The 23,843-nt window shown below is 56.0% G+C and carries 21 protein-coding genes and 1 pseudogene; 21 read left to right on the top strand and 1 reads right to left on the bottom strand.

Going from position 1 to position 23,843, the window contains the following annotated elements:
* Positions 1–90 precede the first annotated feature (90 nt).
* From F4555_RS06885 to uxaC, 5 genes are read left to right on the top strand one after another with little or no spacing between them, the layout of a single operon-like run.
* Positions 91–1,713 carry a mannitol dehydrogenase family protein gene (locus tag F4555_RS06885; protein WP_004014345.1) on the top strand — a complete coding sequence of 541 codons (1,623 nt, stop codon included), beginning with the start codon at positions 91–93 and terminating at the stop codon, positions 1,711–1,713.
* Positions 1,710–2,789 (top strand): mannonate dehydratase, encoded by a 1,080-nt coding sequence (locus F4555_RS06880; protein ID WP_004014344.1) that lies wholly within the window; start codon positions 1,710–1,712, stop codon positions 2,787–2,789. The genes F4555_RS06885 and F4555_RS06880 overlap by 4 nt, the downstream gene beginning before the upstream one ends.
* A complete protein-coding gene (locus tag F4555_RS06875; RefSeq protein WP_115325905.1) occupies positions 2,789–3,433 on the top strand; it encodes a bifunctional 4-hydroxy-2-oxoglutarate aldolase/2-dehydro-3-deoxy-phosphogluconate aldolase in 645 nt (214 codons plus the stop codon). Before F4555_RS06880 ends, F4555_RS06875 begins: the two co-directional genes overlap by 1 nt.
* On the top strand, positions 3,430–4,560 hold the full coding sequence (locus F4555_RS06870) for a sugar kinase (protein WP_103759193.1): 1,131 nt from the start codon (positions 3,430–3,432) through the stop codon (positions 4,558–4,560). The genes F4555_RS06875 and F4555_RS06870 overlap by 4 nt, the downstream gene beginning before the upstream one ends.
* A gap of 11 nt (positions 4,561–4,571) precedes the next feature.
* Positions 4,572–5,984 (top strand): glucuronate isomerase, encoded by a 1,413-nt coding sequence (gene uxaC / locus F4555_RS06865; RefSeq protein ID WP_004018476.1) that lies wholly within the window; start codon positions 4,572–4,574, stop codon positions 5,982–5,984.
* A gap of 305 nt (positions 5,985–6,289) precedes the next feature.
* Here uxaC and F4555_RS06860 read toward each other — a convergent pair.
* Positions 6,290–6,439, bottom strand: a pseudogene (locus tag F4555_RS06860) (integrase core domain-containing protein); the annotation flags it as partial.
* Positions 6,440–6,690: 251 nt separating this feature from the next.
* Between F4555_RS06860 and F4555_RS06855 the strand changes: the two are divergent.
* The 16 genes from F4555_RS06855 (at position 6,691) to rsfS (ending at position 23,839) form a co-directional block, all read left to right on the top strand.
* Complete coding sequence (locus F4555_RS06855; protein ID WP_115325906.1) at positions 6,691–8,028, top strand: MATE family efflux transporter; 1,338 nt, start codon at positions 6,691–6,693, stop codon at positions 8,026–8,028.
* Between the two features lie 276 nt (positions 8,029–8,304).
* Entirely contained in the window at positions 8,305–9,144 is an 840-nt protein-coding gene (locus F4555_RS06850) for a DNA adenine methylase (protein WP_114991318.1), read from the top strand.
* A gap of 2 nt (positions 9,145–9,146) precedes the next feature.
* Entirely contained in the window at positions 9,147–9,980 is an 834-nt protein-coding gene (locus F4555_RS06845) for a DNA-methyltransferase (RefSeq protein WP_115325907.1), read from the top strand.
* Positions 9,970–10,860: a type II restriction endonuclease gene (locus F4555_RS06840; protein WP_249262478.1), complete on the top strand. Its 891-nt coding sequence runs from the start codon at positions 9,970–9,972 to the stop codon at positions 10,858–10,860. Before F4555_RS06845 ends, F4555_RS06840 begins: the two co-directional genes overlap by 11 nt.
* A 239-nt stretch (positions 10,861–11,099) precedes the next feature.
* Positions 11,100–11,420, top strand: a complete 321-nt coding sequence (rplU, locus tag F4555_RS06835) for a 50S ribosomal protein L21 (protein ID WP_004011876.1) — start codon at positions 11,100–11,102, stop codon at positions 11,418–11,420.
* A gap of 11 nt (positions 11,421–11,431) precedes the next feature.
* Entirely contained in the window at positions 11,432–11,686 is a 255-nt protein-coding gene (gene rpmA / locus F4555_RS06830) for a 50S ribosomal protein L27 (protein ID WP_004014332.1), read from the top strand.
* Positions 11,687–11,852: 166 nt separating this feature from the next.
* Positions 11,853–13,394 (top strand): GTPase ObgE, encoded by a 1,542-nt coding sequence (gene obgE, locus F4555_RS06825; RefSeq protein WP_036342375.1) that lies wholly within the window; start codon positions 11,853–11,855, stop codon positions 13,392–13,394.
* Between the two features lie 193 nt (positions 13,395–13,587).
* Entirely contained in the window at positions 13,588–14,922 is a 1,335-nt protein-coding gene (locus F4555_RS06820; protein ID WP_004011880.1) for an ABC transporter substrate-binding protein, read from the top strand.
* A gap of 111 nt (positions 14,923–15,033) precedes the next feature.
* Positions 15,034–15,879, top strand: coding sequence for a carbohydrate ABC transporter permease (locus F4555_RS06815; protein WP_004011881.1), 846 nt, complete (start codon positions 15,034–15,036; stop codon positions 15,877–15,879).
* Positions 15,876–16,784: a carbohydrate ABC transporter permease gene (locus tag F4555_RS06810; RefSeq protein ID WP_004011882.1), complete on the top strand. Its 909-nt coding sequence runs from the start codon at positions 15,876–15,878 to the stop codon at positions 16,782–16,784. The genes F4555_RS06815 and F4555_RS06810 overlap by 4 nt, the downstream gene beginning before the upstream one ends.
* Positions 16,785–16,786: 2 nt before the next feature.
* On the top strand, positions 16,787–18,280 hold the full coding sequence (gene malQ / locus F4555_RS06805) for a 4-alpha-glucanotransferase (protein WP_115325908.1): 1,494 nt from the start codon (positions 16,787–16,789) through the stop codon (positions 18,278–18,280).
* Between the two features lie 30 nt (positions 18,281–18,310).
* Positions 18,311–19,360, top strand: a complete 1,050-nt coding sequence (locus F4555_RS06800) for a LacI family DNA-binding transcriptional regulator (protein ID WP_004014330.1) — start codon at positions 18,311–18,313, stop codon at positions 19,358–19,360.
* A gap of 10 nt (positions 19,361–19,370) precedes the next feature.
* Positions 19,371–20,264 carry a hypothetical protein gene (locus F4555_RS06795; RefSeq protein ID WP_249262479.1) on the top strand — a complete coding sequence of 298 codons (894 nt, stop codon included), beginning with the start codon at positions 19,371–19,373 and terminating at the stop codon, positions 20,262–20,264.
* A 74-nt stretch (positions 20,265–20,338) separates the two neighbouring features.
* The gene (gene nadD / locus F4555_RS06790; protein WP_004014328.1) at positions 20,339–21,052 is read left to right on the top strand and encodes a nicotinate-nucleotide adenylyltransferase; all 714 of its coding nucleotides are present in this window, start codon (positions 20,339–20,341) and stop codon (positions 21,050–21,052) included.
* Between the two features lie 7 nt (positions 21,053–21,059).
* Positions 21,060–23,357, top strand: coding sequence for a hypothetical protein (locus tag F4555_RS11240; RefSeq protein WP_255312881.1), 2,298 nt, complete (start codon positions 21,060–21,062; stop codon positions 23,355–23,357).
* A complete protein-coding gene (gene rsfS, locus F4555_RS06780; RefSeq protein ID WP_004018516.1) occupies positions 23,354–23,839 on the top strand; it encodes a ribosome silencing factor in 486 nt (161 codons plus the stop codon). Before F4555_RS11240 ends, rsfS begins: the two co-directional genes overlap by 4 nt.
* Positions 23,840–23,843: the final 4 nt, after the last annotated feature.

Here is a 23,843-nt window from a genome sequence, read left to right as displayed (position 1 = left end):
CCAATGTTTAGCAACTAATGGCAATAAATTCAATACGGTGGCAATTTAAGTCACAATAAATTCACAAGCAACGCCAATAAAAGGAAAACAATGGAGTTAAATCTAAAAAACCTGGAGGAAATCGCAGCGAGCCTACCGCAGGTTAGCGTGCCGGGATTTGATGTTTCGACCATGCAAGCCGAAGGGCAACGCCACCCGCGCTGGATACATATAGGACCTGGGAACCTGTTCCGCTGTTTCCCAGCGCGTATCGCCGCTGATTTGCTGGAACGTGGGGAGAACTGGCCGATAACCGCCGTGGCACCCCGCGACTTGGAAGACATGGAATTCCAGTTGCCACACCACGACCTGCTGACTATGAAAGTCACCCTGAATCCTGACGGTACCCAAGATTACCGCGTTATAGCGGGCATTGCCGAAGCCATTGGTGTGGGTACCACCGCTGATATGGAACGCCTGTTCCGAGTGGTGCGTGACCCAGGCGTGGAGCTAATCAGCTATACCGTCACCGAAAAAGGCTACGGAATTCTAGACGGCTCTGGAGAACTGCAAGCCGGGGTTCTCGCGGCGATGGAGGATAGCGACCCCAAGACCTTGGAACACTGCCAGGCCTCGACCATGGTGCTTTCTGCCGTGCTACTGTTGGAACGCTTCGCTGCCGGGGGCACACCGATAACCATGCTCAGCTTCGACAACTTCAGCCACAATGGCGACAAGCTGCGCGACTCGGTGTTGACCATTGCGCGCGCCTGGACAGAGGCCGGTAGCGCCCCGGCCGGATTCCTAGACTGGCTAGAAGACGAAGCCAAAGTTGCGTTCCCGATTACGGTTATAGACAAAATCACTCCGCGACCCAGCCCGGAAATCGCCACAAAACTGGCCAATCTAGGGTTTACCGACCTAGATGTGCAGACCCCGCGTCGCACGCCCCTGGCTGGATTCGTGAACACAGAACCGACTGAATACCTGATTATCGAGGACAAATTCGCCGGCTCGCGCCCGGCATGGGAAGATTTGGGAGTCCAGGTAGTCGCCCGCGAAGTCTGCGACGATTTCGAGAACATGAAAGTTACTACTTGCCTGAATCCGCTGCATACCGCGCTGGCGGTCAGTGGCTGCCTCATGAATTTCCCCACCATCGACGCGGAGATGCGCGACCCGGCGCTGGTGGCACTGGTTCACGAACTCGGCTGGAAAGAAGGTCTACCGGTCGTGGTCGACCCCGGCGTGGTCAAACCCGAGGACTTCCTGCGAGAAGTGCTGGAACGGCGTTTCCCGAACCGATATCTGCCAGATAACCCGGCACGTATCGCCATGGATACCTCCCAGAAAATCCCGATTCGCTTCGGGGTGACGATTCGTAAATACCTGGAAACCGGACGGGATTTAGGGACTTTACACGCCATGCCGTTGGTTTTCGCCCTGTGGTGCCGGTACCTGCTGGGGGTGCGCGACGATGGCTCACCCTTCGAACCCGCCTCCGATCCACGCCTCACGGAGCTTAGTGCGCATGTGGCGGGGATCTCCCTGAGTGGAGGGTGTGATTCGACGGCGGTTCATGAGGCGCTAGCCCCCATTCTGTCCGATGCTTCTATCTTCGGCCTAGATCTTTATGAAACCCCGCTGGCCGAAGCTACTGAACAATATTTCCAACGACTCATCGCCCGACCCGGAGCGGTGCGCGAAACCCTAGACAAGGAGTACACAAAATGAAAATCACTTTCCGTTGGTACGGCGAAGGACACGACCCGATTCCCCTCAAATACATCAAACAAATCCCCGAAGTCAGCGGAATTATGGGCACCCTGTCCTACAAGGCGGCAGGTGTTTTGTGGGAAGAACCCGAGATTAAAGACCTGGTAGACGGTGTGCATGCGGCCGGACTCGAATGCGAAGTCATTGAGTCCGTAAACGTGCACGAGGACATCAAACTCGGGCTGCCTACTCGTGACAAATACATCGATGCATACAACAAAACTCTAGAAAACCTGGCCAAATACGGCGTAAAAGTCGTAGTGTACAACTTCATGCCCGTGTTTGACTGGTTGCGCACCGACCTGGCCTACGAGACCGAAGATGGCTCAAACTGCCTGTGCTACGACCACAAAAAGATTGAAGGCATGAGCCCGCGCGACATCGTCGAGCTGACCGCCAAAGAATCCGGCGGGCTGACCCTGCCCGGATGGGAACCCGAACGCCTGGCCGACCTCGACCGGGTCATGGGTCTCTACCAGGGCGTAGACCACGACGCGATGCGCGCAAACTATCGATATTTCCTGGAAGGTATTATTCCCACGGCCGAGAAAGTCGGTATCAAGATGGCCTGTCACCCTGACGACCCGGCCTGGGATTTGTTCGGGCTGCCGCGCATTTATCGCAACCGCGACGATATGGACAAGATTGCAAAACTCTACGATTCTGACAATCATGGTTTCTGCATCTGCGCGGGGTCGCTTGGTTCCAATGTGGACAACGATATTCCCGCGATTATGCGCGAATTCGGGGAACGCGGGCGTCTGCATGCCGCTCATGTGCGCAACGTGAAACATATCGAGCCCAAGTTCTTCCACGAATCACCCCACCCTTCGTCCTGTGGAGACCTGGATATGTATGCCATCATGGAAGCCATCTACGAGACCAGCCCGAATGCCTATATCCGTCCCGACCACGGGCGCATGATTTGGGGCGAAACCGGGCGTCCCGGCTATCCCTTGTATGACCGAGCTTTGGGTGCGGTTTATCTGGCGGGTTTGCGTGAGGCCATCGAAAAGACACATAAGGGGGAGTGATGAAACTTGAGAGTGCGCTGCCGCTGCTGCGGCAAAATCCGATTGTTCCGGTTGTGGTGCTGAACCGGGTTAAGGACGCGGTTCCCACTGCGCTGGCTTTGTTGGAAGGCGGGATTACCTCCGCCGAGGTTACATTCCGAACCCCGGTCGCCGGGGCGTGTATCGAAGAAATCGCCACCAAGGTGCCCGACATAACCGTGGGCGCCGGGACGGTGGTGAACAAGAAACAAGCCCGGGAAGCTATTAATGCCGGGGCAAAGTTCCTGGTCAGCCCGGGTTGTTGCCGAAAGGTTGCCAAAGTGGCCAACTCGCTGCAGGTGCCGCTGCTGCCGGGGGTGGCCTCTCCGACCGATATTATGCATGTCCTTGACTGGGGAGTGGATGTGGTCAAATTTTTCCCGGCGGTCGCCCTGGGCGGCTTGCCCCTCGTGAAAGCGTACCTGGGGCCCTTCCCACAACTGAAGGTCATGCCCACCGGAGGCATAAGCCTTGACAATATGGGCGATTGGCTGAGACACCCCAATGTGCCGGCCGTAGGTGGCTCGTGGATGTGCGCGCTGAAGTTGATTGAATCCGGCAGCTTTTCCGAAATTGTGCGTCTCTCCCGCGAGGCCACCGAGAAAGTAAAGGGGTTTCGTTCATGAGTAGCCACTGTAATTGCGACGTAAAATCAGGACTGCGGCTGCGTCCGGCCGAGGAATGCCGCTATGATGTTGTGTCGCTGGGGGAAGTCATGCTGCGCCTCGACCCCGGCGAAGGCCGTATCCGTACGGCCAGGGCTTTTAAGGCTTCCGAAGGTGGAGGTGAATACAATGTGGCTCGCGGGTCGCGCCGCGCCTTCGGGCGGCGCGCCGCCGTGGTGACTGCGCTGGTACGCGACGAAGTCGGGCTGCTAATCGAGGACTGCATCCTGCAAGGCGGAGTGGACACGTCTTGGATTAAATGGGTTGATTCCGACGGTGTCGGGCGCAACGTGCGCAACGGCCTGAACTTCACCGAACGAGGATTCGGAGTGCGTGGAGCAGTCGGCTGTAACGACCGGGGTAACACGGCGATATCCCAGCTGAAACCCGAAGATATCGATTGGGAACGCTTGTTCGGCGAGGCGGGCGTGCGCTGGTTGCACACCGGTGGGATTTTCACCGCCCTGGGGCCAAAATCTGCGGATGTCGCCCGCGCGGCGATGCAGGCCGCCAAGAAACACGGCACTGTGGTTTCCTATGATTTGAACTATCGACCTTCCCTGTGGAAATCGATTGGTGGTAAGGCCAAATGTCAGGAAGTAAACCGGGATTTAGCCCAGTACGTGGACGTCATGATTGGAAATGAGGAAGACTTCACCGCTTCCCTCGGCTTCGAGATAGAAGGGGCTAATGAAAATCTCAACAACCTCGAAGTGGAGTCGTTTAGGAAGATGATTGAAACCGCTTCGGCGGCCTACCCCAACTTCCAATGCATCGGTACCACTATGCGCCAAGTCCGCACCGCCACCGTCAACGACTGGGGTGCAGTCGCCTGGGATCGGCGACAAGGCTTTGTCCAGGCCACCCAGCGCGACGGGTTAGAAATTCTCGACCGCGTCGGCGGCGGGGATTCCTTCGCCTCCGGGCTGATATACGGGCTGATGGAATTCGGAGATATTGCGCGTGCCGTCAACTACGGAGCCGCACATGGAGCCTTGGCGATGACCACACCGGGTGATACCTCCATGGCAAGTCTGACCGAAATCGAAAACCTGGTCGCCGGAGGCTCCGCCCGCGTCAAACGATAGAAAAGGCTGAAATGGAAGCGTTGAAATTAAATGAGGACAGGTTGTTTCCGGCGGATTCGGGGACACGGGACGTTGCACGAGAACTGTATGCCGAAGTGCGGGATTTGCCGATAATCTCGCCGCACGGGCATGTGAGTCCCAAGTTGCTGCTGGATAACGGGGCTTTCGCGGATGCCTCCGAGCTGTTCTTGCGTTGGGATCACTACGTGTTCCGCATGTTGAACGCCGCCGGGGTCGACCTGGAAACCATCGGGGTCGGCAAAGTCGCGATGACCGACCCGCGTGGCGCCTGGCGGGTTTTGTGCGAAAACTGGCGGCTTTTTGACGGTACGGCCTCCGGGTATTGGCTGACACATGAATTTGTCACCCTGTTCGGTATAGATGTCGAGCCCAGCGCCGAGACCGCTGATGCGATTTATGACCAGATTGGGGCGCGGTTGCAAGACGCGGATTTCCGGCCGCAGGCCTTGTTTAATGCGTTTCAGATAGAATTTATGGCCACCACCGATGATCCCTTGGACTCTTTGGCGGATCATGAGGCGCTAGCCCGGCTGACGGCCTCCGGTGAACTTGGTGGGCGTGTCGCCCCGACCTGGAGGCCAGACGCCTATGTTAATGCCCGTAAACCCGAATTTCGTAAGCGCGTCACCGCGCTTACGGATAGCATCGGGGCGGCTCCTCATGACTTCCAAGGATACCTGAAAGCTCTGCGGGAATCCCGCGCGCGCTTTGTTGCAGCGGGGGCAGTTTCCGCCGACTACGGCGTCTCGCACCCCAAGACCCTTGACCTGGACGACAGCGAGATGAGTCGGCTCTACCAGTCCTGTGTCGACGGCAACGCCAGCGCGGAGCAAATGGATGCGTTTGAAGCCGGGATGTTGCTGCGCTTTGCGGGCATGAGCCTCGAAGATGGCCTGGTCATGACCATTCACCCCGGTGTATATCGCAACCACTGTTCGGCGGCTTTTGAGCGATTCGGGCCGGACACCGGCCACGATATTCCGGTCGCCACCGAATATACGCGCGGATTACAACCGCTGCTGGATCGATATGGGAACGAACGTGACTTGCATCTGGTGCTGTTTACCATGGACGAAACCACGTATTCCCGCGAAATCGCGCCGCTTGCCGGGTATTACCGAAGCGTGTACATCGGGGCGCCCTGGTGGTTTATAGACGCACCGGATTCAATCTTGCGTTTCCACGCTGCCACCACCGAATCGGCCGGATTCTCACGCTTGAGCGGCTTTATCGATGACACGCGGGCGTTCCTGTCAATCCCCGCTCGCCACGACATGAACCGACGGCTAGATGCGGCCTTCTTGGCGCGCTACGTGCGCGAAGGTCGGCTGTCCTTGACGGCTGCGCACTACTGGATTCGCCGTCTGACCGTGAATCAACCCCGAGAAGTTTTCAAGCTCTAGTTGGGAGCTTTGCTGCACTGTACGCATTTTGTGCTTCTTGCAGTTTTCCCGGTTCATGAGGTACTGGCTGCGTCCCCGCGCTACTCGCGTAGCGAAACTCTAGCTGGGAGTCTGGGAAAACGCAGTTCCGCCAGCGCACTTTCTTGTGTTTTGCTTTCTCTCCGAAATTTAGGGGAGAAAAAGCCTAACGATGGAAAAAATGGTACCTGGGTTGTGCGCATAGCGAAACTAACTCTGTTTTCCGCCGTTAGAGCACGGGTTTGAAGCGTCCCGGGTTTGAAGCGTCCTGGGTTTTGTTCCGTTTCTTATGCGGGGGTCAGTTCTCTGGCCTGGTGTTGATTATGGTTTGTGGTGAGTTCCTCGGGGGTGTCGTAGCCGAGGGATTCATGGAGACGGGTATTGTTCCACCAGTGAACCCAGTTCATGGTGGCCCATTCAACCTCGGTGCATGAACGCCAGGCCTGGGAATCAACCTGTCAACAACTTGTGGTCAACCCCAAACCCAGGACACTTCAGAACACTAGCATGCCGGGGTGCAAGCCATTATTGACGCCCTAGTCGCCATTAACTTGTTACTGGCTTGTTCGGGTATCAGCTGTTCCGGACACCAGCGTGCCGAATCCAGTGCATCGGGTCGTGGGGTGACAGAGTGTGGGGTGACAGAACACCGGGACGAACCCTTCTGTCTGGTGGCTAGAATTACACTGTGCATAATGAAACGAACGGGAAATCCCTGAACCGCCGTATTTTGGGGCTCGCGGTGCCCTCGCTGGGGTCGCTGTTGGCCGAGCCCCTCATGGTGCTGGCCGATTCCGCGATGATAGGTCACCTGGGCACCACTGAACTGGCTGGGTTGACCTTGGCGTCCTCCGTGAATGTGCTGGTCGCAGGGCTGTGTCTGTTCTTGGTATACGGCACGACCGCCGTGGCTTCCCGGCAACTTGGCGCAGGCGACCGGGCAGCGGCCGTGAAAACCGGGGTGGACGGAGCCTGGCTGGGGGTCTTGGTTGGGCTGGCGGCCGCTGCGGTTCTGTACTTGGGCGCCGAACCAATAGTAGCCCTGTTTGGATCCGGTTCTGCCGTGAACTTACAGGCCGCCGCGTATTTGCGGGCAGCCGCCCCCGGGATGGCCGGGATGCTGTTGGTTTTGGCTGGTACCGGCGCCATGAGGGGCCAACTCGATGCCCGCACCCCCCTGGTGATAACCGCTATCGGAGCCGGGGCAAACGTCGCCCTGAACGCTGCCTTGATTTATGGTGCCAGCCTGGGGATAACCGGGGCGGGGCTTGGCACCAGCCTGGCCTCTCTAGGGATGGGGGCGGCTTTTGTTGTGAAAATCATCGCCGGTGCCCGCGCCGCCGGGGTTTCCCTGGTTCCGCAGTTCAAAGCGATACTGCAAGCCCTGACTGGCGGCACGCCCCTCATGATACGAACCATAACCATGCAAACCGTAATCCTGGCTACCCTGTGGGTTGCGGCCGCCCAAGGCGAGGTTGCGGTGGCCGGGCGGCAAGTTGCGGCCGCCACCTGGGGGATTACCACTAATTTTCACGATGCCATCGCGATAGCCACCCAAGCTCTGATTGGGTTTGAACTGGGACGGGCTGACCAACTTGGGGTGCGCCACCTGATTCGCCGCGTGACCTGGTGGGGGATAGGAATCGGCCTGGTTTTGGGGGTCGTGACGGCTGCGGTGTGTCCGGTGTGGCCCTGGGTGTTCACCAGTGACCCACGAGTGGCGGTGGTTGCGACTGCCGCGCTGCTGGTTTCGGCGGTATTCCAGCCCTTGGCGGGGGTGGTTTTTGTTTTAGATGGGGTCTTGATAGGCGCCAACGACACCTGGTACCTGGCCTGGGCGGGCTTGGCCAACGTGGCAATCTACGTCCCGGCCTTGGTGGCGGTGTGGGTCTGGGCGGGTGCGGGACCGGCGGGTTTGGCTTGGCTGTGGGGCTGTTACTGCGGGGTGTTTATGGCCGCGCGGTTGGTGACATTGGGGTGGCGGTTGCGCCAAAGTGCCTGGATGCGTTTGGGGGTGCCTTCATGAGGTGCCATTTCATGAGGTGCTTGTATTGCTTGGTGCTCTGGACGACAAGGCTGGGCTAGCTATGGTTTGTGCTATGTTCTCTTAGCAACGCAGTCGCTAAGAGAAATGACGCTAAACCATGAATCGCCCTACGTCTTGCCGCTCCGACGAGCACCTTCGCGCGGGATGCTCGGTTTCGTTCGCTGAACCGTCAGAGTTAAGGGCGAGTTAGCAGAATTTTGGGCTGAGGGGTATCTATTAGACTGGTGGTATTGATTCTGATGGAGGTTAGATACTGTGTCTGTGGCGGAACCGGTGGTGAAGTGGGCGGGCGGGAAACGCCAGCTGCTTGACACTATTTTGGCGCGTGCCCCAAGGAGATATCGGCATTATTTCGAGCCTTTTTTTGGGGGTGGCGCGGTGTTTTTTGGGCTGCAACCGACACGGGTGACACTCAATGATATTAATACGGCTTTGATGAGTCTGTATCGGCGGATTCAGCGCGACCCGGAAGGGGTTATTTCTGCAGTGGGTGAGTTGGATGCGGGTATTCCTGCAGACAAGGCATTGGCAAAGGAATATTTCTATGCGTTGCGGGGGCGTTATAACGAGTTGATTGCTCGTGAGAATTACGGTCTGGAATCCGATGCTTTGATGCTGTTTTTGAACAAGCATTGTTTTAATGGCTTGTACCGAGTGAATTCAAAAGGTCAGTTCAACGTGCCTTTCAACGGTTCGCTGCGAGGTTCTTTTGACGAGAGCAATATCCGGGCGGTATCCCAAGCCTTACAGGGTGCGACCTTGTTGAACACGGATTTCGAGCAGGCTTGTGCTGAAGCCACCGAGGGGGATTTCGTGTTTCTGGACAGTCCCTATGCGCCACTAAAAACCGATACTTTCCAGGACTACACCAAGGAGGGCTTTTCTCTTGGGGATCATGAGAGGCTGGCCGCATTATTTCGCGAGTTGCACAAACGTAGCTGTTTTGTGATGCTCACAAACCATGACACCCCGCTGATTAGAGAGCTTTACGCGGGATACCACCTAGAAGTGGTCTCGGTGCGGCGGGCGATTAATTCCGATGCCACCAAACGCAGCGGTACCGAAGTAATCATCACCAATTTCGGGGAATATTAGCCATGACTAAAGCCTGCACTTTCCCAGTAGACGCTGAGGTAAAGCCGTTTTATAAAGATAGCTCGACTCGCATTTTCTTGGGTGATGCGTTCGAGATTCTTGCCCGGATTGCACAGTCCTCGGTGGACATGATTTTCGCGGATCCGCCGTATTTCTTATCTAACGGGGGGATTTCCTGCTCTGGGGGCAGGCAGGTTTCGGTCAACAAGGGAGCCTGGGACAGAGGCATGGGCACTGAGGAAAAACATGGTTTTAATCGGCGATGGGTTCGACAGTGTAAACGGGTGTTGAAACGGGATGGTTCCATCTGGGTTTCCGGAACATTTCACAATATTTACTCCCTCGGGTTTGCCTTGGAACAAGAGGGGTTCAAAATTCTGAACAACATCACCTGGCAGAAACTTAATCCGCCACCGAACCTAGCATGTCGGTGTTTCACGCATTCCACGGAAACTGTGATTTGGGCACGGAAAAACGAGCGTAAAGCGAGACATTTTTTCGACTATCCCCTCATGAAAACCCTTAACGGTGGCAAACAAATGAAAGACGTGTGGGCTGGAACTTTGACCCCAAAATCAGAAAAAATCTGCGGCAAGCACCCCACCCAGAAACCCGAGTACCTGTTGGAACGGATTATTCTCGCTTCTACCAGGGAGGGGGATTTGGTACTTGACCCTTTTGTGGGGTCGGGAACAACTGCTGTAGTGGCGAAGCGGCTGGGGCGGTACTCCATCGGGATTGACAGCGTGGAAGAATATCTGGAGATAGCGGGCAAACGGCTGGCACACACAGCAAAAACCACCATGTTGTTTACAGAAGGAGACCATGATGCGTGACTTTGAAGGCTGGTTGGGAAACTTTGTCGAATCCATCGCTACTTACGGGTATTACGTGGATTGGGACAAGATATTTTCTAAAGTGGAGACACTGAAAGTAGAACTTCATATTTTGAACTCCTTGGTCGGCTCTAGGAATATCAAGCGGGAATTCCTTGATCTCGTGGCGCGATATCCGGAAATCAAGCACGTGATTCCGATACTTATCGCAAAGCGGGATTCAGCGGTGCCGGTGCTGGATATTGAGACTGGTTACCAGGTTTTCGATTTCAACAGCACGAGTCTCTCAGACGAGGAGTGCGCGGCGTTTATGGAGAAGTCCGGGCTGTTTCATCTGATTAGTGAACGCATAGTGGACAACCTTTACGATTTTGTGACCGGTGTTGAAACTGGACTCGATTCCAATGCGCGTAAGAATCGTGGTGGTCACCTCATGGAGAATCTGGTGAGAGACTATTTGTTGCAAGCCGGGTTGCAATGCGGATCCGCCCAAGCAGACCAACCGACTCCTGGATGGTTTTACAAAGAGATTTACGCCAGTAAGCTCGAATCTTGGGGGTTGGACATGAGGCCATTGACTAATCAGGGTAAGTCCGGGAAGCGCTTTGATTTCGCGGTGTGTACGAATCAAACAATCTTCGGGATTGAGACCAATTTTTACAGTTCCGGGGGTTCAAAACTGAATGAAACCGCGCGTTCCTACAAGCAACTGGCCGAGGAATCCCGCCAGATTCCGGGATTCGAATTTGCTTGGTTTACAGACGGGAAAGGTTGGCATAGCGCCAAAAGAAACCTGTTGGAAACTTTCGAGGCGATGGAGCATATTTATTCTATTGCAGACCTTGAAAGCGGTATCTGTACGAAACTTTTTGACTTGTAGCCGGGGACCCCTGGTGGCGGTTGCGTCAAAGTGCCTGGATGCAGCTGTAGCGAAAAGGCTCGGAGGGAAACTGGCATATCTCGCATGTATATGCGAGTAAGATTCAAATTCCTCCGACCTTTTGCTGGGGGCTGGGTCAGTTTGCGCTGAGGGTAAAAATAGGGTAGTTTTGAACTTCGGTGCTTTGTGCTCGCCCGAGCCGAAGCGCGGGCAAGATATGCAAGAAGTCTAAACAAGAAGTGAGTTTCGACGTGGTTTATGCGATCATCAAGGCCGGCGGCCGACAGGAGAAAGTCTCTGTCGGCGATGAACTGCTGGTGGAAAAGGTAGAAAGGGCAGCGGGGGAAACCATTGAGCTGCCGGCTATCCTCGTGGTTGATGGGGATAAGGTGACTTCCAAGGCTGCGGACGTGGCCAAGGTCAAGGTCAGCGCGAAGGTTCTGGGTCCGGCTAAGGGACCCAAGATTTCTATCGTGAAGTTCAAGAACAAGACGGGTTACCGTAAGCGTCAAGGCCATCGCCAGCCGCTGACCCGTCTCGAGATTACTGGCATCAAGTAGGGGGTTAGGAAATGGCACATAAGAAAGGTTTGGGATCTTCGCACAACGGGCGCGATTCTAATGCGCAGCGCCTGGGCGTAAAGCGTTTCGGCGGGCAAATCGTCAACGCGGGCGAGATTCTGGTGCGCCAAAACGGCACCCACTATCATCCCGGTTTCAACGTGGGCATCGGCAAGGATGACACCCTCTTCGCCCTCAAGAAAGGCGCGGTAGAGTTCGGTCGTCACCGCGATCGCCGTATCGTCTCCGTCAAGGAAACCGTATAGTGCGCTAGCGGCAGCGAGGGGGCTCCGACGAGCCCCTTTGCGTGTTTAAACCGTCTTTTCGGGTTGCTACGGGTTAGGCTGGTTTCGTCGGTTTCTTTTCATGAGGTGCCAGCCGGAAGAACAGTTAGTAGCCCGCATCCGCGCTTTTCAAAATCAAGGGGGAATCTTGGTCAGTTTCGTGGATTACGTGAAAATTTTCGCCACCGCTGGGGCGGGGGGAAACGGCTGCGCCTCGATTCGCCGCGAGAAATACAAGCCACTAGCCGGGCCCGACGGCGGGGCCGGCGGGCACGGCGGATCGATAATCCTGCGGGTAGACCCCCAGGTCACGACCCTGTTAGAGTTCCATCATCGCCCCCATGTCAGTGCCGAGAACGGCTTGGCGGGGGCGGGGGATTACCGGGATGGGAAACGCGGGGAAGACCTGGTACTCCCGGTGCCGCTGGGCACGGTAGTGACCAGCGAAACCGGGGAATTACTGGCAGATTTAGGAACCCCCGAGGCTGAATACACCCTGGCACGCGGGGGAGTCGGAGGTTTAGGTAACTGGGGTTTGGCTTCGGCGAAACGTAAAGCCCCGGGTTTCGCGTTGCTGGGCGAACCCGGCGAGGAACGCACGGTTATCCTGGAGCTGAAATCCGTGGCGGATGTGGCTTTAGTTGGTTTTCCTTCGGCCGGGAAATCTTCGCTGGTGGCGGCGCTGTCGGCAGCCAAGCCCAAGATTGCGGATTACCCTTTTACGACTTTGGTGCCAAACCTGGCAGTGGTGGACAGTCCGGTGACCCGGTTCACGATGGCCGACGTGCCCGGCCTAATCCCCGGAGCTGCGCAAGGCAAAGGCTTAGGATTGGATTTCTTGCGTCACATCGAACGTTGCTGTGTCCTGGCGCATGTGGTGGATCTCGCGGCTTGGGAACCCGAGCGTGACCCGCTTTCCGATATTCGCGCCTTGGAATCCGAGCTGGCGGCTTATGCCTCTGACCTGGACAGATTTGGTCAGGTCAGCGCCGCTGGATCCTTGCCGCCGCTAATGGAACGACGGCGCGCCATTATCTTGAACAAGATTGATGTACCCGACGGCCGGGAAATGGCCGAAGTGATGCGTGCGGATTTGGGGCGCTTGGGTTGGCCTATCTTTGAGGTTTCGGCCGCCACTCATGAGGGGCTAAAGGATCTTAGTCTCGGTTTGTCCACGCTGGTAAAAGAATTCCGGGAATCTGGGCTGGCACCTCATGAAACCGTAAGACCTGTCTTGCGTCCGAACCCGAAACCCGCCCGCGGCGAAAAACACTATAGCATCACTTCTATCAGTATTGAGGACAGACCCGGCTTTCAAATCCGGGGCGACCAGGTGGAACGCTGGGTCAAACAGACTGATTTCACCAATGACGAGGCCGTGGGATACCTCGCGGATCGGCTGGCCAATGCGGGAGTGGAAGACGATTTGCTTAAATCCGGGGCACGGGCTGGGGATACAGTCATTATCGGGGATCCGGAAACCGGGGTGATTTTCGATTGGGAACCTACCCTGCAGGCCGGGGCGGAATTGCTGGGGGCGCGGGGCACGGATTCGCGGCTCTATGAATCCGGACGGCGTTCCAACCAGCAGCGACGCATTGATTATCACGCCTGGATGGATGCCAAGCGCCGCGCCCGCGAGGAACTGGCGCAAGAGCGCGAATCCGGGAAATGGGTCGATCCGGAGTAAATCCGTAATTAAAAATGGCACCTCATGAACCGTAAAACCCCCAAGCTAGCCCAAAAAACGCCACGGCAAAAAGTTTTTGGGTAAAAGTACTTGATTTTCACAGTTGATGGAGCTATCTTAGAGTCAACGGAAACGTTTCCGTTGCCAAAAATCCACAGCACGGGAGCTGGGAAAGAGACTGTGAGGAGTCGAAATGAAATCTACAATCACCAAAATTGCTGCTTTGGGTGCTGCCGCCGCACTGGCCTTGACCCTGGGAGCCTGCGGAGGTGGCGGGAACAATGCCGCCGACAACGGCAAAGGCAAGGTTTACTATCTAAGCTTCAAGCCCGAACAAGACGAGATTTGGCAAAAAGTTGCCAAGGCCTACACCAAGGAAACCGGGGTTCCTGTCAAGGTGGTCACCGCTGCCTCGGGTACTTATGAACAGACCCTCAAAGCTGAGGTAGCTAAGAAAGACGCCCCGACATTATTCCAGATTAACGGCCCGGTAGGGATGCAATCTTGGAAGGACTACACCGCCGACCTGTCGAATACGGATTTCTACAAGCACCTGTTGGACAAAAAGATGGCCGTGGGTGAAGACGGCAAGGTTTATGGGGTTCCCTATGTAGAGGAAGGCTACGGGATTATCTATAACAAGGCCATTATGGACAAGTACTTTGCTATGCCCGATGCCAAGGCCAAATCGATGGACGACATCAAGGGATTCGACACCCTGAAATCGGTGGTAGAAGACATGCAAGCCAAGAAGGGCGACCTGGGCATCGACGGGGTGTTCGCTTCCACCTCTTTGAAGCCCGGCGAGGATTGGCGTTGGCAAACCCACCTGGCTGACCTGCCGGTTCACTTCGAGTACGCCGATAACAACAAGACCGATATGCCCAAGTTGGATTTCAAGTACAACAAGGAATTCAAGAATATCTTTGACCTGTACCTGAAGAACTCTACGATTGACCCCAAACTGGCCAGCTCCAAGGCCGTAACCGATTCCATGGCCGAGTTCGCCTTGGGTAAGGCTGCGATGGTACAAAACGGTAACTGGGCTTACGGGCAAATCTCGGAGGTAGATGGCAACACGGTCAAACCCGAAGATGTCAAGATGATGCCGATTTATGGCGGTTTCCCCAATGAAGCCAAGCAGGGCATCAACATCGGCACTGAAAACTTCTTCTCCATCAACTCCAAGGCCTCCGAGGCTGACCAAAAGGCTTCTATTGACTTTGTGAACTGGCTGATTTCTTCGGATGCAGGCAAGAAGTTCATGGTAGGGGAACTGGGATTCATCCCACCTTTCGATACTTTCACCGAGTCTGAACAACCCAGTGACCCCTTGGCTAAGGAAGTAGTTTCCTACATGTCCAACAAGGATTTGGTCAGCGTGCCGTGGGAATTCACCACCTTCCCCTCTCAGCAGTTCAAGGATGACTTTGGCCAGGCTTTGGCGCAGTACGCTGCGGGTCAAATGGACTGGGACAAGGTAGTGGATTTGTTCAAGAAGTCTTGGGAAGCTGAGAAACAGTCTTAGCTCGCCTTTTGTGGGGATGGTTGCGGGTTCATGAGTCGCCAGGGAAAGCGACCGGCACCTCATGAACCCGCCACCCCGGGGCAACCAGCCCCGTAAACGGAAAGAAACAATATGGAAAAAAGTCTGAAACGATGGGGTTTAGTCTTTACTGGACCGACTCTGGTTGCTTTTATTATTGCTTTTTTGGCACCGTTTTTTATCGGTATCTATCTGTCTTTCACTAAGTTCACCACGGTGACCAATGCGACTTTCAACGGGATAGATAACTATATCAAGGCCTTTAGTGAGCGTCAGGGTTTCGTCTCGGCGTTGGCTTTTACGGCGGTGGTGACCATTATCGCGATTATCAGTGTGAATGTTTTCGCCTTTGCGATTGCGTATTTGCTGACCCGGAAGTTGCGCGGCACTAATTTTTTCCGCACCGTGTTCTTTATGCCCAACTTGATTGGGGGCATCGTGCTGGGCTACACCTGGCAGACGATTATAAACGCGGTGCTGCACAACTTTAATACCACCCTGGTAACGGACGCTAAATACGGGTTGTTCGGTTTGATTTTGCTGTTGAACTGGCAACAGGTTGGCTACATGATGGTGATTTACATTGCGGGGTTACAATCGGTACCACCCGAGCTGGTAGAGGCGGCTCAAATCGACGGAGCGAGTCGCTGGCAGATAATGCGCAATGTCACTATTCCGATGATTATGCCCTCTATCACTATCTGTACCTTCTTGACTTTGAGTAACTCGTTTAAGCTCTTTGACCAGAACCTGGCCTTGACCAACGGCGCGCCGCAACATGCCACTGAAATGGCAGCCTTGAACATCGTCAACACTTTCTTTGGTAAACCTGGCTACGAAGGCGTGGGACAAGCCAAAGCGGTGGTGTTCTTCCTGATAGTGACCCTGATTGCATTCTTGCAACTGCGCTTGACTCGCTCCAAGGAGGTTGAATCATGAATAACCTTGCGCAAAGCCCCGCCACGAACGCGGCGACTCAGCTTAAATCCACCGCGCCTTCGTCTACCGGGCCTCGCCTGGTTTCCAAGGCAATCATCTACGCGGTGCTAGTTATTCTGACTGTGGTTTTCATCGGACCGTTGCTGTTCATTTTGATGAATTCCTTTAAAGGTCGTCTCTTTATCTCCGATGAGCCCTTCGCTTTGCCGCTGGGCGAGTATTTTGCGGGAGCCACGAACTATGTCCAAGGCTTGGCGGCCACGGGATTTTTTGCGGCCTTTGGCTGGTCGGCCTTTATAACCGTGTGCTCGGTGGTGATAATCGTATTCTTTGCGGCAATGACGGCCTACTATATCACGCGGGTAAAGGCTTGGTGGACGAACCTGATTTACCTGGTTTTGGTGTTTTCTATGGTGGTGCCCTTCCAGATGGTGATGTTCCCCACCGTGAAAATTGCCGATACGCTGGGCTTGTCTAATCCTGTGGGCATGATAGTGCTCTATCTGGGTTTTGGCGCGGGGCTGTCGGTGTTTATTTTCTCTGGTTTCGTCAAAGGGATTCCCCGTGATGTCGAGGAAGCCGCGATGATTGATGGTTGCAGTCCCCTGCGTAACTATTTCTTCGTGGTGATGCCCATGTTGAAACCCGTCAGCATCACGGTGGCTATCCTGATGGCCATGTGGGTGTGGAACGACTATCTGCTGCCCTATCTGGTGGTTGGGCTTTCCACGGAATACAAGACCATTCCCGTGGTGGTGCAGCAACTGGTGGGATCGCACGGTTCTAACGACATGGGCGCGATGATGGCCATGTTGGTATTGGCGATTATCCCGATTGTGGTTTTCTACCTGTTTTCGCAAAAGTACATTATCGAAGGTGTCGTGGCCGGGGCGGTAAAGGGATAATCATGGGTTCGCGTTGTGCGGGAGTGTTGCTCCCGGTGTTTTCCCTGCCGGGATCTTATGGGATTGGAACGATTGGTCAAGAGGCGCGGGGTTTTATTGACCGTCTCGCGGCGGCGGGGCAGCGGATTTGGCAGATTCTGCCACTGTGTCCCCCCGGCTACGGTGCTTCGCCGTATTCGAGTCACTCTACTAATGCGGGGAATCCCTGGTTCATTGATTTGAATTCATTAGTCGCCAAGAATTGGCTGGCGCCTCATGAAATCGAATCCTTGGACTGGGGTGACGTTCCCAATCGAGTGAACTATGCCAAAGTGGAGCAGTCCTCGCGCAAAGTGCTCCACTTGGCGTGTGCTCGAGCGGGGAAGTGGGTGGAAAGTCCCGATTTTGTGGCGTTTCATGAGGCGAATCCCTGGGTGACGGACTATGCGTTGTTCATGGCGCTCAAAACCCATTTCGGGGGCGTGTCGTGGCTGGAATGGCCCCAAGAGTTCCGTAACCGCCAACCTGAGGCTCTGGAACGAGCCCGACGTGAGCTGGCCAAAGAGATTGAATTCCACCTATTTTCTCAATGGGTTTTCGAAAGCCAGTGGGAGGATTTACACCAATACGCGAGCTCCCAGGGGATACAAATCCTAGGTGACATCCCGATATACGTGTCTTTGGATTCGGTGGATACTTGGGTGAATCCCGAACTGTTCCAACTAGGGGCGGACAAATTGCCGTCTAATGTGGCGGGGGTGCCGCCGGACGGGTTTTCTGCCACCGGCCAGATTTGGGGCAATCCGCTCTATGATTGGCCGGCACATCGCCGCGAGGACTTTGCCTGGTGGAAGGAACGCCTGCGGGTGCAGTTGCGGCGCGTGGACTTGTTGCGTGTCGACCATTTCCGGGGTTTGGAATCGTACTTTGCGGTGCCTACGGGGGCGAAAACCGCTGGGGCAGGGCATTGGGAGCCCGGTCCTGGACTGGAGTTCTTCCAGGCCATGGAAGCGGAACTGGGCGATTTACCGCTGGTGTTAGAGGACTTGGGATACATGACCGAGGAAGTTCGCCAGCTACGTGAAGCCACCGGGAAACCGGGAATTCAGCTGATTCAGTTTGCCTTTGATTCCCGGGAACCCGCGAATTATTGGCCCTACGAGATGCCTCGAAATGCCGTGGTTTACACCGGGACTCATGACAACGATACCTTGCGAGGGTGGTTTGATTCCCTGTCCTCGGCAGACCAGGAGCTGGCTCGGGTTTACTGTGCCGCCCAGGACACCGCCCTGGCTGATTTGCCCCGGTGTTTCCTTACCTTGGCGATGACTTCGGTGGCGGATACCTGCATTATTCCGGTGGCGGACTATCTGGGATTGGGTTCTGAGGGGCGGATTAATACGCCTTCGGTGGCGAACGGTAACTGGGAATGGAAGCTTGACGAAACCACGTTGGGCGCAATACCTTGGACGTTTATTGACCAGCTAACAAGGATATCGGGGCGCTATAGTGAGTAGAGGCAAACATAATCATCGGGAGAAACACAAATGCCAGCACAGCGCGTCAATATCAAAGATGTGGCTAAACAAGCCCGAGTTGGAATCGTGACGGTGTCCCGGGCGTTAAACGGTCAGGAAGGGGTCTCCGATAAAACCCGCCAGCGTATCCAAGATATCGCGGATTCTTTGGGGTACCGCCCGAATCGGCATGCACGGTTCTTGAAGCTGTCTTTTAACCGCTCGATAGCAGTGGTGATTAAGGGCTTGGATAACCCTCTTTTCGCCAAAATTTTGGGGCGGATGGAACGCGAGATTCGCGCCCACGAGTATTTGATGAGCATCGTGTCGGTGCCCCACTGGAGTGACGAGCTAAGCGAAGCCGTGAAAATCGTGAACGAAGAATCCGTGTCGGGGGTGGTGTTTTTGGGTGCTCAGTACGAACATCGCGCCGCCGACATGGAAAAACTGCGGGTGCCTTTTGTGGTTTCCACGGTCAGCTGGATGGACAGCGCGTATCGGGAGCGTTACGCCTCGGTGTCGATTGACGACCGGGGGGAGGCGGGGCGGGTCGTTGACTATCTCTATGGGTTGGGACACCGCCGCATCGCGTTGTTGGGATCGGATTCCTTGGATAATTCCATAGGTTCGTTGCGTTTGTCAGGATATCTTGAGGCGATGCGTCGTCTAGGCTTAGAGCCGCAGCCCGGTTGGGTGCGTTCCTTTGATGCCACCGCCGACGAGCCGTATTCTTTCGAGAGTGGCTACGAGATGACCCGGGATTTGTTGGCGCAATGCCCCGAGGTAACCGCGATTTTCGCTATTGCTGATGTTTTGGCTATTGGGGCTTTGCGCGCCGCCCGTGAGTCGGGGCGCGAGGTGCCCCGGGATTTATCCATTGTCGGTTTTGACGGAATCCCAGCGGGTAAGTTTGTGTATCCCAGTTTGACCACTATTGAACAGCCGGTGGAAAAGATTGCTGAAATCACTTGTGATATGTTGTTTTCCCAGTTGGCGGGGGATAGTCCCCAACATGTGATTGTGCCGGGATCCTTGGTCGAGAGAGGCTCGGTGGCTCGGGTGTCTCCTGGAAAGAACTAGGTAGATGCCGATGGGACGGGACGGTGCCGGAACCGCAGATTCCCCGGGTCAGGTTTGGGGGGATGATATTACGGTGGAATCGCACTCTGGTGGTGTCACCGCTTCGGGGGGGCTGTTTTCCCCGGATTCTCGGCTCTACCAGGCGCTTTCTTGGGTGGTGTCGCTGTTTGCGGCGAATCTTTTGGCGGCAGTGGGGTTTGCTGTGGTGCTGCCGGGTGGGTTGTCTTGGTTGTTGTTGTTTTCATTAGGGGCTTGCCTGGTGCGTGACGGGGATTTCACCTGGCGGGGCTTGTGGGAAATCATCAGGGCGAATTGGCTGGTGGCCAGTGGTTTGTGGCTGGCGGATTTACTGTTTACGAGCTTGGTATTGTGGGAATCGTTTGTTTTAGCACACCTCGGGATTCCGGGTTTAAGAATAGCCTGGGGGGCGCTGTTGTGCCTCGCGGTGTTCCTGGTCATAATCGTGAACCAGTGGATGTGGGCGATGTTAGCAATGCGCGGGGGAAACCCGCTGGCACCTCATGAACCTCGAGCTGAGAGCAACGGGGCACCACCCCAACGTAACCCCCAACGTAACCCCCAACGTAACCCCCAACACAACCAACGACACTCTCAGCAACTAGGCCGCCGCGAGCTGTGGACATACTTGCGTGCGGCATTACTGTTGTCGCTGTGCCACTTGCCGCGTTCCCTAGTGGGAGTGTTAATGGCGGTCGCGCCGATAATCATAGTGTGGCTCCAGCCAGATTCGCTGTGGCAAGTCCTGGCCTGGGAGACATTTTTCGGCACTGCATTCGGGGTTTACCTGGTGGTTCTGGCGCAATACCGGCCACTCGTGACCTTTTTTCGAGCGGCCGGCAGTTTCAACACTGACGCCCCGGGGGGCGATTCAGCTGGTTTATAGACAAGTGACACGAGGGGAACTTATGTCGGTATACTTGAAGTTAATTGGACACAGCCCGAACAAAGAAGGTCACCATGGAAACACGCCATGACGCGGGACTGTGGTCTGGGTCTCGGCACCGAGTGCGGCGTATCGGGGTAATGGGCGGCACTTTTGACCCGATACATCACGGACACTTGGTGGCGGCCTCGGAAGTACAAGCGGTTTTCGGTCTGGATGAAGTCATTTTCGTCCCTACCTTTATGCAGCCCTTTAAACTCGGTCGCGCCGTTACCCCGGCTGAACACCGCTACCTAATGGTGGTTATTGCCACGGCTTCTAACCCCAAGTTTTCTGTTTCACGGGTTGATATCGAACGTGGTACCACCACCTACACGATTGACACCTTGCGGGATTTACACGGTATCTATCAAAATTCCGAGCTGTTTTTTATCACCGGAGCCGATGCTATTGCGGATATCATGAAGTGGAAAGATGTTGATAAACTGTTCGAATTGGCGCACTTCGTGGGGGTGACCCGGCCGGGGGTAGTCTTTGATTCGGGCAGCTTGCCGGCGCAACGGGTTTCCTTGGTAGAAGTACCTGCCATGGCAATTAGCTCTACGGATTGTCGCTCTAGGGTAAAATCACATCAGCCAGTGTGGTATCTGGTGCCGGATGGGGTGGTGCAATACATTGCCAAGTATGGCCTTTACCAGGATTCCGATTTCCTTGTAAGCAGCGCGAAGACTGCGGAAGATTGTGAAAATGCTGGTATCCTAAAATTTAGGGAAGAAGCGCCTAAGTGATAGGGGGATGGTGAGTACAGAGAATACCGGTTCGCCGCGAGGCACGATTAAAGCTCCAGGCTTGGGGGTTAACGCACCCAAGCCTGGTCAAGTGCTGTCTGGCGAGGGTGTTCCTGGTTTGCGTGTTCCCCAAACCGCCCATGCGGTGCGAGCCGTGGACGCAACCGGCACGATGACTGGGATGATTCCGGTTATTGGCAAAGCCAAAGCCCAGAGCAATGCCGGACCGGCCTTGCCAGGGGTAGAACCCGTGGTGGTACAGGGAAACAAGCCGATAATTCCCGATAAACCCGCCGTTCCGGTTCCTCCAAGCCGTCCCGCCACCCAGATATCCCAGCTGCATTCTCCCGGGGCGCCGATACCGCCATCTACTACCGGGATGATTCCTGTGGTTACGCCCAGTTCCGGACCCGCACCTCATGCCCCCGGGGGGAACCCGAAACCCGCGCAAGTTGCGAAACCTGCGTCACCCGTGAAACCTGCGTCGCTACAGGCGAAACCGGGTGCAATCGGGGTGCCCATTGTAACCGACGCGCGAACCGGCAGTAAATCCCATCCCACCCCTTTGGTAACTGACATGAAAACAAGCGGTTCTGCGCGACCGGTGTTGCGCCCCGCCGCAACACCGAAGCTAGGCGGTGCCACGGCGAATCCGACCGCGCCGGTCAAGCGCCCTCCGAGTCCAGTGCCAGTGCCGGGAATGACTCCCGTGAAGGGCAAGGCTGCGGGTGGGAACTCCAATAGACTTGCGCCGCCAACCACTCCAGCCCACCCACCCACTGCATCACCCACTGCATCGGCACAGGTGGCGGGGCAGCCGCGTCCAGTATCAGCGGGAGGGTCGCGGCAGTTTCCTCCCGCTGGACAGAAGCAATCCGAGGCGCCAAACGCGGCGCGTGGCGCAGCTTCTAAGCTGGCACCAAACGGGGTATCTCAGGGGGCGCCAAACGCGGCCACTGTACCAGCGGGGGCTTCTAAAACGGCGCCTAAGATGGTGCCAATGGGGGCATCGGCGGCGAAACCTGGACACCCAGGACAGCCTGGAAACCCAGGGCAGCCGCCCAGTAACGGCGGGCGACCTGCCCAGAAGGCCACGCAGTCAGGGCAACAGCAACCCGAATCACCACGTCCTCGGCCGGCGCAATCCCCGGGAACACAGTTTTCGCCGACCCCATCACCAGCAGTCAAGGCGCAGCCGGGACGGCAGCCATCCTCGCAGCCCGGTTCGAATCCGGCTTTGCCACGGCAGGCTCAGGGACATCCACCGGGGCAGTCGATGTCGCCAGCCACGCGACCGGGTGGGGGGGCCACAGCCGTGTCCCGGCAGCCCGAACCAAGCCAGGATGTCGTTGATTTGCTCGAAACCGAGGCGCGGCCTCGTGCCGGTCAGATTGTCCATCCCCAGACACAAAACCCGGCCTTTGCGGGGGAATCCGCACCCCAGTCGCCCGGGTCGAAGCCGCAACCCGATTTAGCCAAGAACGGATTTGCGTTGCAACGACCCGAGATGCCAGCGCAAAACCCTGTTTATCCAGGTATGCAAGGGATTCCTCCCACCCCGGGAGTTTCCGGTATGGGGCGTTACCCGGCTATGCCTGGAATGCCTGGAATGCCGGGGATGCCGATGCCGGGGATGCCGGGCATGATGGGTCGCCCCGGGGCGCCAGGGATGCCGATGCCCGGAATGCCTGGAATGCCGGGGATGCCGATGCCCGGGATGCCCGGCATGATGGGTCGCCCGGGTTTTCCACCCGCCGGTCCCTATGGGTGGGGACGTCCGCGGGCTCCTTATGGCTATGGGATGCCCATGCCTCTGCGGGGGGCTTGGGGGGCGCAACAGACTCGTTCTTCGCGGCGTGAAGCCCTGGAGAATATCGAGGCTCGCCAGATTCAGGAGCTCAAAGAAGCCGAGGAAGCCTCGCATCAAGCCGAAATTGAGGCTTTAAAGTCCCAGGCCGAACGCTTTGGCAGCGAGCTGAGCGACGAGGAAATCGAAGATATTGACTGGGATGAATTCGAAGAGACTTTTACCGAACGCTTGATTCGTAAATCCGGGCGGTGGGGTGAAACTATTCTGATGGTGGGTCAGGCCGCCCGCTGGGCTTTGGTAGTGTTGGTAACGGTTTTGGTTGTGGTATTGCTGATTTTCGCCTTGGATCGTTCCGCTTCTCAAAAGTCTGCCAGTGGGTTCAGCCCTCAGGTCTTTGCTGCGGTAGGGGAAACCTTCCCAGTCGAAAAACTTTTGTATATTAACAAAAACTCGGAGTATCAACATTTTTCAATATATCATACAGGAGGGGTATGAGCGCCGATTCTCAAGCAATACAACTCGCTATACTGGCTGGTCTTGCGGCTAAGTCTAAGAAGGCTACCGAGGTTATTGCCCTGGATGTATCCGCCCGCCTGGCGTTGACGGATATTTTTATATTAGCAAGTGGGAATAATGAGCGTCAGGTTCGTGCCATCGTAGAGGCCGTGGATGAAACCATGAGTCGCCACGGGGTGCGGCTGGCGCGTCGGGAAGGATTCCAGGAATGCCGGTGGGTGTTGTTGGACTATGGTGAAATAGTGGTGCATGTCCAGCACGAATCCGACCGACAATTCTATGCTTTAGAAAGATTGTGGGCTGACGCTCCGGTAGTGCCGATTCCGGATCCAGATGAGCCCGCCACCGTTACGCCACACGCGAATTTGGGGCAATCACCTCATGAATCCGCAACCGCAACCGCAACCGCAAAGACAACGCAACCGATATCCCCCCTGGATTTTCTGGCCAATAAATACTGAAACG

This window comes from Mobiluncus mulieris (genome assembly GCF_014204735.1).
Taxonomy (GTDB): domain Bacteria; phylum Actinomycetota; class Actinomycetes; order Actinomycetales; family Actinomycetaceae; genus Mobiluncus; species Mobiluncus mulieris.
The sequence above is the reverse complement of the archived record's forward strand: the minus strand, read 5'-3'. Positions and strand labels throughout refer to the sequence as shown.